This window comes from Paenibacillus sp. J22R160 (assembly GCF_059692135.1).
On record NZ_JCAUAU010000033.1, the window covers coordinates 30,791 to 42,564 of the forward strand.

An 11,774-nucleotide genomic window follows, 5' to 3' on the forward strand; every position below is an offset into this window, starting at 1 on the left:
TTACAAAATCACCCTCCTAACATAAGTGGAAACCGATTCGATGACAAAAATCGCAAGGATGATGACGATAACAACCAAGGAGGCAGAACTGTAATTAAGCCCTTTGTAGTACAGGCTGAAAAGAAAACCAATGCCGGTACCCGTCAAGATGCCGATTAATGTTGCCTGACGAATGTTGGTTTCTACCATGAATAGAACCCAGCTGAGTAATTGAGGAATACTGGCAGGGATTACAGATTGAAAAACGATCGGAAAATAACCTGCGCCTGTTGACCTTAAGGCCTCGACAGAGCTATTGCTTACTTCGTCGATGGACTCCATAAACGCTCTTGTCAAAAATCCGAATGAACCGAAAAAGAGGGCGAAATAGCCGGTAAGTACATTTTGCCCGAAAGAAATTAACAAAATCATAGACCATGCTGCCACATCAATATTACGAAATAGCGTGGCGATTGATCGACTTACAAAGCTGAGAACTCCGCCAACCCCCGTCGTTTGTGAACCCGCAATCGCGAACATCATGGCAAATACGGCTGCAACGGCGGTTGAAGCTATAGACACAAGAATGGTCTCAGATAGGCTGCTGATAATCGCGGGAAGCCGTTTCATCGCTTTTTCATTGGGATAGAAATTGCTGGCTGCCCATTCGGCTGCTTTCGGAATAGAAGTGAAGCCTTTGATGACGTTATAGTCCGTAACAATCATAGCGATTATCGTTACTAACAACATGAAAGCGCAGAAGACCAGTGTGTTCATGCGCTTTTTAGCAAAGAAATTATCCCGCATATTTGCCCTCCAGCTCCTCTGCATGCTCTTCGAGCTCTGAGCCGTAAATCAGGGAAAGCTGATCGCGCTTGATCTCTTTTGGTGAACCATCGTAGACGATGGCTCCCTTGTTTACCCCAAGAATCCGGTCCGAATATTTAAGCGCTGCATCCACCTGATGCAGGTTAACGATGACCGTGATGCCCATATTGGTAGAGATCGTGCGTAAATAATCCATAATTACTTTAGAGGCGTTCGGGTCCAAGGAAGCAATCGGCTCGTCGCACAGCAGCATCTTCGGATTCTGCACAAGAGCGCGCGCAATGCCAACTCTTTGCTTTTGTCCACCGCTTAGCTGGTCACAACGCTTGTACACCTGATCTTCTAACCCAAGAATGCTCAGAATGTCAAAAGCCTGCTTTTTCTCCTCTTTGGTATAAAGCCCTAGAACTCCTTCTAATGTTGACTTGTAGCCAAGACGTCCATGTAGGACATTCTCGACTACCGTCAACCTGTTCACCAAATTGTAATGCTGAAACACCATACCCATTTGTGTTCTCAGCCGTTTCAATTCGTTCTTCTTAAAGTCCATAATGTTCGCGCCATCAAATATGATTTCTCCGCTGCTTGCGTCGATCATCCGATTAATACAGCGAAGGAGAGTTGATTTGCCTGCTCCGGAAGGTCCTATGATCGACAGGAACTCCCCTTCTTTTACAGTGAAATTAACATCTGATAACGCTCTTGTATCCGCACCGTACTGTTTAGAGACCTGCTTGAATTCCAATAACGTTGTCATGGTTGCTCCCTTAATCCATTAGTTGATTCGTGATGACATTAATTGCTGGACAGCATTCTGACTGGACCGAAAAAGGCATCATCTACAGGCAAGAATTTCTCTTTGCCTGACTTTTGTTTGAACACGCCGGCATCTTTTGAGTCTTTAGGCAAGAAGATCTTCGGGTTTTTCGTTACGGCATCAGATGTTAAAGCATCCTTCAATTTTTTCGTATCTTCTGCGCTGATTGTACCTGTGTTAATCGCAATTGGGGAGTTCAATACAGGCGTAACGGAAATGAGACTAAACTCTTTACCAACCTGTGTGTTAAACGGTTCAGCTGCACCTTGTTTCACTTTATATACCGCTCCTGGCGTGTTAGCAGTGCCTGAGCTTACTTCAACATAGTTTGCCACACAAGTATCACAGAATGCAGCTACGTCAGCTTTACCTGTCAATAAATTGACAGCCGCTCCTTGGTGAGTGCCTCCGAAAAGAACTTCACTGAAGAACTTGTCCTTGCCACCTTGAAGCAGATCATCTACGGTTAACTTTTTAAACTGGTCTTGTTTGCTGAAATAGTTCACGATATTGGCCGATGGTACTTTAAATCCGGATGTAGAAGAGTTGGATACGAATGAGAACTTTTTGCCTGCAATTTTATCGATAGCAAAAGCGTTACCGTTTTTATAAGCAGCTTCTTCGCCTTTACGTACGCCTAACCAACTATAGTAAACAGCGTCTTCCAGTGTACCTGACTCACCACTCGAAACTACCAAAGGCTGTACCTTGTTATTCTTTGCATTTGCTTCAACATAACCTTGTGGTCCCATATAAGCCAGATCCGCACCACCGCTAGCAATAGCTTCAATCGCGATAATGTAATCCGTTGTTGTTTTGTGTTCAACTTTTTTACCAGTTGCAGCGGCGATAGCTTTTCCTAATTCTTCACGGGCATCTTTCAACTCGGCACCGGATTCATTCGGATACCAAGCAATTGTGATGGTGTCTTTGGTCTTAACTGGAGCTGCTGCACCTTTCGTGTCGCCTGCTGCTTTTGTACCGCAACCTGCTGCCACTGCTACTAGAGATAAAGAAATGATGAGTGTTAATATTTTTTTCATTTGAAAAAATCCTCCTATTATTCCTATTTTTTCTAGCATACAGCCCAATTGTTTTCTGAATATTCTGTCTAATTTAAGAGATTGTAAATTTGTCCTTCTTTTCAGCTGTGTGAAATTTGCCATCTCTGATTTGATACTCCCGGTCGCACAGATTATCCATGAATTCCAGGTCATGAAAAATGCCAAGCATCGTAGTTCCTTGTTTCATCAACTGCTCGATCAATTGTTTCACTTTCAGTTTTGAACCGTGATCTAGACTTGCCGTCGGCTCATCCAGCAGCAGCAATCTCGGACGCTTAACCATCGCTCTTGCGATATTTAACCGCAGCTTCTCGCCTCCCGAAAAAGTAGCAGGATAGCTGTCCCACAAGCTGCGATCGAGCTCGAAATGCTCCAGCATCTTGATCGTCTCTGCCTCCGCATACTGCGCATCATCGCCCATTTCCACAATAGCATTATGGACCAGTTCTCGAGCTGTGGTGCGAGGCATGACGCTAAGAAATTGTGATACATACCCAATTTCGTGTTTGCGCAGCTCGATGATGGTCCGTTCAGGAACGGCTGCCAGATCAATGCGGCCGAACCTCTCCGAGTTGTACCAAATATGTCCATCGTGAGGCAGGTAGGTACGGTAAATGCATTTCAGAACGGTGGATTTTCCACTTCCGCTCTTCCCGGTAATCCCTACGAATTCGCCTTCTTTCAGAAACAAGCTAACATCTTCAATTGCAGAGATTTGTTTGTTTAAATTATGCAAGGTAAAAGACTTGGACAACCGTTCTATCGACAGCAAATTTTCCATGCCATCACCTCCTGTTAGATCCTGTAGTTCGTTTTCTGAATCAATTTTCCGTCAACAAAGACGGTGGTCACAACTGGAAAATCATCTGGCTCCAATCGCTCAATGATCAGCAGGTCTGCCTTCTTTCCTTCCCGGATGGAGCCATGTTCCGCGTCAATGTTAACGGCTTGTGCCGGATGAAGCGTAACTAGCTTGAACATTTCAACCAGATTTTGCTGGTTCGGTCCCGCGAGTTGGAATACAGCGTGAAGCATGGCTGCCGGATAATAATCGCTGCACAAAATATCGATGCAGCCATCTTCAATAGCTTCAGCTGCAGACAAGTTGCCGCTATGCGAGCCCCCCAGAATGACATTGGGAGCACCGGCTACGGTATGCAAGCCTTTCTCTTTGGCTTTGCGGGCGATGTCTAGCGTGATTGGAAATTCGCTAATGGCGGTGCCAAAGCTTTTCACCAAATCCAGCTTCTCTACCGAATCATCATCATGCGAGGCGATGGCGATGTTGTGCGCTCTAGCCATTTCGGCGATTTCCCGAATCGCGTCTACCGTCATTTTCTCTTTGGTCTGGTGGTTGGCAATCAACACAGCGATGCTCTCATCTGACAATGTATCGTAGCCAAGAACTGTCTTTTTATACACTTCCAGATCTCTATATTGTCCTTGTCCAGGCGTATGATCCATAAAAGAAACCAAGTGGACCTTCTCTTCTGCAATGTAGCTCTTCAAGTTATCGATTTGATCCAGATTATCGATCTCGAATCTCGCATGAAAACGATGGCGAATCAAATGCTTGCTGTTGTGCGTGCTATCGATCAAATCGATGAGCTTCCGTACATTTTCAGGCTCCCGGATTGGACGGTACTTGTAATCAACTGATTTAAAAATGGACAAAGAGTGATACATCGTCGTAATGCCGTGTGAAATAAGCTCTTTTTCTGTTTCGCGCAAACCAATTTTAAAATCGATAAGTGAAGTCGGCCTAGGTGCCGTCATATGCTCAATATAATCAGAGTGGATGTCGATCATCCCCGGAGTCACGTAACCTCCAGCTGCATCGATGACTTCCATGCCATCCACTGCCGCAATCTCACCTCTGGGGGCAATTCTGGCGATTCGCCCATCTTGGACCAATAGATCATAACCCTCCAAAAGCGCTTCTTCCGTGATAATGATGCCGTTCGTTAGTAGATACAACATAAAGACCTCCTCTCGGGGATTCGTTATAACAGGGAATGAACCAACTGTTGTGTATACGCATGCTGTGGATCTTCAAGGATTTGGTCCGTCAAGCCTTGCTCAACGACACGGCCGTCTAGCATCACCATCGTCCGGTCTGCCAGCATTCGGATCACTCCAAGATCATGTGATACTAATAGCATGCTGATCTTCAGCTCTCTTTGCAGGTGCTTAATTAAATCCAAGACATTGGCTTGTACGGATAAATCAAGCCCGGTTGTCACTTCGTCCAGCAATAAAATCGGTGGATTATTAGACAGCGCTTTGGCAATTTGAACGCGCTGCTGCATACCTCCAGAGAAATTCTTGGGTGCTTCTTTCATCCGATATACCGGAATATGAACCTGCTCCAGCAGCTCGCTTCCACGGGATTCCATGGCGCTGACAGAACGGTTTCCAGCAGCGATCATCTTTTCTGCAATATTACCGATCGAAGAAAAGTTCATCCTCAGGCCTAGAACGGGATTTTGATACACCTTGCCCATTAGATGATTGCGGATGTGCTTCTTCTGTTGGGATGATTCCTGAAAAAGGTTGCTCCCGCCTTCTTTATAAGGCTGAAGGTAAGCCTCTCCTCCGGACACTTCCTGATCGAAGTAGAGACATCTCATCAATGTCGATTTGCCGCTGCCGCTCTCGCCTACAATACCAAGAACCTCGCCGGGATACAGATCGAAAGTAATGTCCTGGCACGAATAGACGGTGCCGCAAGATCGGCAGTAATTTCTCTCCAACTGCCTGTGCTCCGGGTTGCTGCACGCTTCACAGCCTGAGCCGAATTGTTTATTTAAATGATTAACACTCAAAATAGGGGCTGCAATTTCTCCCATCCTCATGTCACCTCTTCCTCTTTAGAGCAATTATGGATTCATTCGATCTAAGCAATAACTTGTATCATTACATTGGTAAAATGTTTCATCTGTCTCGGCGTCATAAAGTTCATCCATGAATACATCCTGCGCTCCGCATAGTCGGCAGCACTGACCTGGGAATGACTCCGGTTCAAAAGGAACATCGTCAAACGCCAAGGAAACCACTTGCGTATAGGGGGGAACGGCATAGATTTTTTTCTCGCGACCTGCACCTAGCAAAATTAGGGCTTCGGAGTAGTTCATCTTTGGATTATCAAACTTCGGAATCGGACTTGGCGCCATGACATAGCGGTCATGCACCATAACCGGATGATCCGCACCCGTGGATACACTGCCGTACTTCATGATTTGCTCGAATAACATCAACCATGCCCCGCTGTAATCTTTTTCCCCATGCAGACGTTTGGTCTCCAGTTCACTGGATTCATACATCCGCAGCGGCTCCGGCATCGGAACCTGCAAGACGAGGATTTGCCCTGCATCCAGCGGAACTTCCGGAATGCGGTGCCTGGATTGGATTAACGTAGCATCCTTAGTTGCATCTACCGTAGGAATACCCGTTGTTTTGTCGATCAGCTTCTTAATGCTAACGGCATTTACCGACTCATCCGAACCTTGGTCGATCACTTTCAGCACGTCTTTTTTCCCGATTAAGGACAACGTTAGCTGTAAGCCCCCAGTTCCCCAACCACGTCCGATTGGCAGTTCTCGGGAAGCGAATGGGACCTGATAACCCGGAATCGCTATCGCTTTGAGCGTAGCTCGACGGATCTCTCTCTTGGACCCTTCATCCAAAAATGCAAAGTTATATTGGATTCGCATCTGCCTTACACCTCCTGGCCTTTGCCCAATGGGGTTTTTCTCGTCTTACGAACATCGTTAAGCTTCGCTTGGAACGTAACATAGTGCGGCATTTTCAAATGAGAAATGAAACCTGTTGATTCTACCGAATCGATATGGAAAAGGACAAACTCCTCGTTTTGCGTTGGAATTGACTTATCGCCTTTTTCAAGGCTTTTGTCCAGAATGCTCATGGCAATGGCTTTCGTTTCATTTTGTCCGTAACAAAGACCGTATCCGAATTCAAGCTGCAGTTCTTTCCGGCCATTCTCCTTCTCGACCGTCACTGGCACAAGCATTTCTACTTCAGTTACCTTGATGTCACCGATAAAATAGGAATCATCCTCTTCACCGGATTTCGTGAGCGGGCTATCGATATACACAGGAAGCTCACCGACGCGCAGCTCACCAACCGTAGGATGAACCATGCCATAACCACGGATGACCGCATAGGCCAGTGAAGTGACAGCTCCTGTTTGTCCTCTTGTCAAAATTTGCAGCTTCTCACTCCGTGTTGCTGGAAACGTAAGACTTGTCCGGGTAACATCATCCGGTTCGGTTGGATCGATGGGACACTCGGCAATAAGCCCTTCTTTTCTCAAGTAATCCAACACTTTAGGAAATCGGCCGTCGCTTGTATCGGTCATCTCTTGAGCCGTCATTTCTTCCGCTTTACGATATTCTTCCATCCATTGGGCTACGGTTTCTTCTGTCTCATCGACCAGATCGAAATCCAAAAGCCTATGGGAGTAATCCATGGAAGCACCTAGAACTTGTCCGCCGGGAATATCCTTGAACGAAGCGGAAATTCTTCTTTCCACCCGCATCTCCTCGGAGTCCACCGTTCTAGAATAATGCTTCCGGGGCAGTGTGGAACGATAAGCACGGAGCAGGAAAACCGCTTCCTCCGGGTTACCTTCCGCTTGCTTAATCGCCAGTGCCGCAAGCTGTTCGCTGTACATGCTGCTTTCTGACATGATCTGATCGACGAGCCCTCTCATTCCGGCTTCAATCGCAGGTACATCCAGCACCTTGCCTTGCCGCAACCGTTCATACTGGATTCGTTGCAAAGATTGTTCAATTGCGCGTGTTCCGCCTTTTACCGCTACATAACCCATCGTTTAGACTTCCTCCTTCATGACCTGAGTTGTCCTAGGCAATGCCAGCATACGGTGGGAGGAATCCGTAAAAATCAGATCCACCCCAAGTGGAAACTCGGCATTTCGTTCAGCTCGAATGGCGACCCACTCGTTATTTGCCTGTATATCAGCTTTAACAGTCGTCTGAATACCGGGGCCGCTCAAAAGCAGCTTTGTTCCGCCAGACAAGCCTTTCGTTTCGATAATAATAGTCGCTGAGTTGTGCGGGTCCTGGAGCTCTCCGATCTTGGCCGTTTCCAACGCACCAAGTAAATCCGAAGGCTCTGCGTCATTTAGGATGAAGATGAAGTCTGCTTCCTTAATATCAACCTCTTTAGCATAAGTAGATTGACTAAGCGCAAGTGCCATCTCCTTTTCCCGCTTAGACACCACTTTGAAAGTGACTTCCGTATCAAGCAGCATGCGAGCCGCTATATACGTCGCAGGTAAGTAGCCTTCTAACTGTTCCAGCTTCCCTGCTTCTTCCGAAAGGTCAGAAATTGTCCCCGGCTTTGACATCGAGTCAATTAGCTTTCTATACGCGGTTTGGATGTCGTGCACCATATCCAGCATCATCGGTTAAACTCCTTTCAATCTATATCCATCGTTTCAAAATCAACTTTCGTTCTCAAAACACTCTTGTGCTGCGCTTCTCGTCTTGCCGCTAATTGTTCACCTTCCGACTGTAGCAGAGCTGTCCAAGCTTCTGTCTCCTTCAAGCCGGCTCCATACGCTGCATCGATGACAGCCAGTTCATAGGCTTTCTTCGGTTCGTCGCCTTTCAACATTCCGATCCCAACTGCGCCTTCGACCCGTACCTTACATTCGGTTACCAACACCTCGCCTAAGTAAAACAAGCTCTTTTGTGCAGTCTCCCTCACCTTCACCATAACAAGTCCATGGTTCGGCTCTTCGATTAAAGCAACAGGATAACGGCTTTCAATCTCATTAGCCAAAGCAGCAGCGAGCTGGGGTGAACCGTTAATCAGCATTTCCGTTCTTTGCTTCCGATTCATGTTTAAGCCTCCTTCCTCCTTATGCAAACCAACTTCACAAGATCCACAATATGCAGATCAACCTCAAATCACCCACAATATGCAAACCTACCTCACATCACCCACAATATCTTGTTGCCATGTTGGCAGCTGTTAAGTTTGTGTAAAAACATTTCTAAATGACATAGGTGAATAAATCTCCACGATACATTGTTTTGCTGTATTCCAAAGTTCGGCCTGATTCGCTGTCCTTGCACTCGCATTCTAGAACCAGCAATGGAATCAAGCTGGAACAAGCTAGAAGCTCCCTTTCATATTTGGAAGGATGCGTTAATCGAAGTGTTGACTCCGTAGATTGAAATTTTTTGTAACCATGATTTTTGTAATAAGTAAACATCGAAGTAATATCTTTGCCCGTGTTTTCTATTTCAGGAAATACAGATTCAGCAACATAGGAGATATGCAGCGCGATTGGCCTACCATCGATGATGCGAAGACGGCCTATTTTAAAAACACGATCAGCTTCCTCTACGCCAAGCATTTCGTATATTTTGTGATTGAATTCAATCGGCTCGCAAAAAATATTTTTCGACTCATATGGATACCCGAGCTCGATCATTTTCTGGCTGAAGCTTTTGTTGGCGGAAAGCACCAGGGGGATTCGCAGGTTTCTGTCCTGCACGAAGCTTCCTTTTCCCTGTTTGGAGTAAATGTAACCGAGCTCCTGAAGCCGCTCATAAGCTTTACGAGCTGTGATACGAGGAACCTTGAACCAGTCTGCGATCTCATTCTCGGATGGCAATTTATCGTCAGGCTCATACTTCCCTGATTGAATCATCTGGATGAGATGGTCCATAATATCCATTTCTTCAAACATGCTTGCCGCCTCCCTCTGCCGTTACGCGTATTTCTTGATGAAACTCGTGACATCGTTCAATTCAAGGAATCTTTCCTCTATGAGCTCACGCGGCCAATCCCACCAAGCAATGTGAAACAATGCATCAATGATTTCCTGAGGAAATCTTTGCTTGATCGGTCTCGCAGGCACGCCAACTACGACCGTATACGGTGCTACATCCTTGGTAACGATAGCCCCTGAACCGACAACAGCGCCTGTACCGATATGAACGCCTTTCATAACCGTTGCTCCATGTCCGATCCAAACATCATGTCCGATCGTGACACGATTGCCTCTGCGCCAGTTAAAAATCTCCTCGTCATTCGTCTCACTGAGTTCGTAAGAGGCTCCCCGGTAAGTCATGTGATGCTGCGTCACCCGATCCATGGGGTGATCCACGGGATTGATACAAACGTGCGAGGCAATGGACGTAAATTTACCTACCTCGGTATAATTGATCGTCACATCGTCCATGGTGTAGGTATAGTCACCGATGCGGGATTCGATAATATGATTCGTTGGTCCGATGGAGGTCCACTCTCCGGCAAAACTGTTCGTAATATGACTGCTTGCATGAATTCTTGGCTCGGACGATAATGGGAGGTTAGCATGGGTTTGATGGATGGGCTTCATATCAAATCATCTCCTTCGGATTGTTTGTTGGTTGGACGACTATTGGCCCGACAGTGCTTCTTTTCGTTCACGCAGTTCATTTACTACATGCATGCCAGGGGATTTACTTCCCAATTGCACTTCTTTTTCGCCATAAAATCCATGAAAATCAGAGCCGCCGGTCATCACCAGGTTGAACTCCTGAGCGAACTCATGAGCTCTACGCTCATCCTCTTGATTGTGCAGCGGATGCCACACCTCGATGCCTTGGAGACCTGCTTCCACCAGATCTGGAACCAATTCGAAGCTTCTGTATTGCCCCGGATGTGCCAACACGGGTACTCCGCCTGCCTGTAAAATAACCCTAACGGCCTCGCACGCATCTACATATTCTGTCGGGATGTAGGCAATACCCGGCTGCTCTCCGCTTTGACCGCGTGAAAACAGCTTTTTATATAAATCGCCATATATCGTTGTTGTATAACCCTGCTCTATCAAGGCATGCATAATATGCTGCTTATAGATACCAGTTCCGCCTTCCGCATGCTTCATCACATCATCCAAAGTTATCGTATATCCAGCCTCTATCAGTCTATCTATCGCAATAAGGCAACCTTGGTGGCGCCTCTCTAGCAGCGGGCTGCATAACGCCTCAATCGCAGTATTTCCTTGCTCAATGAAGTAACCGAGAATATGAACCCTTCTCTGTCTTGTAAAATCATAGCCTGAGATTTCTATGCCAGGAATGATTTCTACGCCTCTCTCCTGCCCGGTATGGACCATTTGCTGAAGTTCACGGGTTGTATCATGATTCGTGATAGCCAAATGACCGATACCTTCTTGAACGGCCAGATCTACTATTTCATCAAATGTGAAAGAACCATCCGAAAGTCTTGTATGGCAATGCAGTTCTACTTTCATAGAATTATCCTCCTTGAAAAAGCGATGTGGAAATCGTTGTTAATTACGTGTGTTTTCTTGTTTTTATTTTGTTCTATAAATCAATTCTAACTTGATGCCAAGTTCATAGGGTCAATGCTATGTAATCCCCAGGTTAAGAAATTGTAAGGAAGTATTAAAAAAGGACCTAGCTGGAGGCTAGATCCTTAATTTGATCAATTAGGAGAAAGAATTTGGGATAAAAGTAAAAAATCTCTGAGGTTTCTCGAGTATTTATAAAAATACCCCTGTTTAACGTCAGGGGCCGTTCCTTGTGGGGGCCGGGGACCGGGGGCTGTAGGTGCGATGGACTGCTGCCTTACCGTTTACTACGGGAGCTTGAGCGTAAAGGCAGCGCTTATCCGGCTGTTGCTAGATATAGCAGAGTAGGCGGCACTTTTTGGCAGGGCTCTTTCCCATAGTTAACTGCAATAAGTGCAGGTAATTATGCTCCCAATCGTCTGCTTAAGTAGTTTAGATGTAAAAAGTGCAGCTAATTTCAAGGAAAGCCGACGATTCCTGTGTTTTCGCTTAATTTAACTGTAGGAAATGCAGGTAATCGGTCAAAATGGGAATAGTGTGGTAAATTTACTGTACATTTTACAGTTAAGCTTAGTGAGTGCCTATGATAGCGCCGAAAATAAACAAAAAAACCTTACATGGATTTCTCCTTGTAAGGTTTCTCATCTGTGCTTGGCAACGTTCTACTCTCCCAGAACCCTGCGGTTCAAGTACCATCGACGCTGGAGGGCTTAACGGTCGTGTTCGAGAT

General features: G+C 46.0%; 13 protein-coding genes and 1 rRNA gene. All 14 read right to left on the reverse strand.

The genetic code is table 11. The features are described 5' to 3' along the window. Complete coding sequence (locus tag AC58UW_RS32105) at positions 1-786, reverse strand: PhnE/PtxC family ABC transporter permease (RefSeq protein ID WP_497424571.1); 786 nt, start codon at positions 784-786, stop codon at positions 1-3. Continuing rightward, complete coding sequence (gene phnC / locus AC58UW_RS32110; protein ID WP_497424572.1) at positions 776-1,564, reverse strand: phosphonate ABC transporter ATP-binding protein; 789 nt, start codon at positions 1,562-1,564, stop codon at positions 776-778. Before phnC ends, AC58UW_RS32105 begins: the two co-directional genes overlap by 11 nt. Before the next feature lie 38 nt (positions 1,565-1,602). Then, a complete protein-coding gene (locus tag AC58UW_RS32115) occupies positions 1,603-2,667 on the reverse strand; it encodes a PhnD/SsuA/transferrin family substrate-binding protein (RefSeq protein ID WP_497424573.1) in 1,065 nt (354 codons plus the stop codon). A 73-nt stretch (positions 2,668-2,740) separates the two neighbouring features. After that, the gene (locus AC58UW_RS32120; protein WP_497424574.1) at positions 2,741-3,469 is read right to left on the reverse strand and encodes a phosphonate C-P lyase system protein PhnL; all 729 of its coding nucleotides are present in this window, start codon (positions 3,467-3,469) and stop codon (positions 2,741-2,743) included. 14 nt (positions 3,470-3,483) lie between these two features. Continuing rightward, entirely contained in the window at positions 3,484-4,665 is a 1,182-nt protein-coding gene (gene phnM / locus AC58UW_RS32125) for a phosphonate metabolism protein PhnM (RefSeq protein WP_497424583.1), read from the reverse strand. Positions 4,666-4,691: 26 nt separating this feature from the next. Then, positions 4,692-5,537: an ATP-binding cassette domain-containing protein gene (locus AC58UW_RS32130; RefSeq protein WP_497424575.1), complete on the reverse strand. Its 846-nt coding sequence runs from the start codon at positions 5,535-5,537 to the stop codon at positions 4,692-4,694. A gap of 30 nt (positions 5,538-5,567) precedes the next feature. Beyond that, positions 5,568-6,401: an alpha-D-ribose 1-methylphosphonate 5-phosphate C-P-lyase PhnJ gene (locus AC58UW_RS32135; protein WP_497424576.1), complete on the reverse strand. Its 834-nt coding sequence runs from the start codon at positions 6,399-6,401 to the stop codon at positions 5,568-5,570. 5 nt (positions 6,402-6,406) lie between these two features. After that, entirely contained in the window at positions 6,407-7,537 is a 1,131-nt protein-coding gene (locus AC58UW_RS32140) for a carbon-phosphorus lyase complex subunit PhnI (protein WP_497424577.1), read from the reverse strand. Between the two features lie 3 nt (positions 7,538-7,540). Then, the gene (phnH, locus tag AC58UW_RS32145; RefSeq protein WP_497424578.1) at positions 7,541-8,134 is read right to left on the reverse strand and encodes a phosphonate C-P lyase system protein PhnH; all 594 of its coding nucleotides are present in this window, start codon (positions 8,132-8,134) and stop codon (positions 7,541-7,543) included. A gap of 14 nt (positions 8,135-8,148) precedes the next feature. Then, positions 8,149-8,574: a phosphonate C-P lyase system protein PhnG gene (gene phnG, locus AC58UW_RS32150; RefSeq protein WP_497424579.1), complete on the reverse strand. Its 426-nt coding sequence runs from the start codon at positions 8,572-8,574 to the stop codon at positions 8,149-8,151. Between the two features lie 154 nt (positions 8,575-8,728). Continuing rightward, a complete protein-coding gene (locus AC58UW_RS32155; protein ID WP_497424580.1) occupies positions 8,729-9,430 on the reverse strand; it encodes a GntR family transcriptional regulator in 702 nt (233 codons plus the stop codon). Positions 9,431-9,451: 21 nt separating this feature from the next. After that, a complete protein-coding gene (locus tag AC58UW_RS32160) occupies positions 9,452-10,084 on the reverse strand; it encodes a DapH/DapD/GlmU-related protein (protein ID WP_497424581.1) in 633 nt (210 codons plus the stop codon). A gap of 39 nt (positions 10,085-10,123) precedes the next feature. Then, positions 10,124-10,984 carry a PHP domain-containing protein gene (locus AC58UW_RS32165; RefSeq protein WP_497424582.1) on the reverse strand — a complete coding sequence of 287 codons (861 nt, stop codon included), beginning with the start codon at positions 10,982-10,984 and terminating at the stop codon, positions 10,124-10,126. A 709-nt stretch (positions 10,985-11,693) separates the two neighbouring features. Then, positions 11,694-11,774 (reverse strand): 5S ribosomal RNA (gene rrf / locus AC58UW_RS32170); the annotation flags it as partial.

Bases quoted from the DNA above. Each gene is read 5' to 3' on its own strand.
- AC58UW_RS32105 (WP_497424571.1), bottom strand. From the start codon at position 786: ATGCGGGATAATTTCTTTGCTAAAAAGCGCATGAACACACTGGTCTTC.
- phnC (WP_497424572.1), bottom strand. From the start codon at position 1,564: ATGACAACGTTATTGGAATTCAAGCAGGTCTCTAAACAGTACGGTGCG.
- AC58UW_RS32115 (WP_497424573.1), bottom strand. From the start codon at position 2,667: ATGAAAAAAATATTAACACTCATCATTTCTTTATCTCTAGTAGCAGTG.
- AC58UW_RS32120 (WP_497424574.1), bottom strand. From the start codon at position 3,469: ATGGAAAATTTGCTGTCGATAGAACGGTTGTCCAAGTCTTTTACCTTG.
- AC58UW_RS32130 (WP_497424575.1), bottom strand. From the start codon at position 5,537: ATGGGAGAAATTGCAGCCCCTATTTTGAGTGTTAATCATTTAAATAAA.
- AC58UW_RS32135 (WP_497424576.1), bottom strand. From the start codon at position 6,401: ATGCGAATCCAATATAACTTTGCATTTTTGGATGAAGGGTCCAAGAGA.
- AC58UW_RS32140 (WP_497424577.1), bottom strand. From the start codon at position 7,537: ATGGGTTATGTAGCGGTAAAAGGCGGAACACGCGCAATTGAACAATCT.
- phnH (WP_497424578.1), bottom strand. From the start codon at position 8,134: ATGATGCTGGATATGGTGCACGACATCCAAACCGCGTATAGAAAGCTA.
- phnG (WP_497424579.1), bottom strand. From the start codon at position 8,574: ATGAATCGGAAGCAAAGAACGGAAATGCTGATTAACGGTTCACCCCAG.
- AC58UW_RS32155 (WP_497424580.1), bottom strand. From the start codon at position 9,430: ATGTTTGAAGAAATGGATATTATGGACCATCTCATCCAGATGATTCAA.
- AC58UW_RS32160 (WP_497424581.1), bottom strand. From the start codon at position 10,084: ATGAAGCCCATCCATCAAACCCATGCTAACCTCCCATTATCGTCCGAG.
- AC58UW_RS32165 (WP_497424582.1), bottom strand. From the start codon at position 10,984: ATGAAAGTAGAACTGCATTGCCATACAAGACTTTCGGATGGTTCTTTC.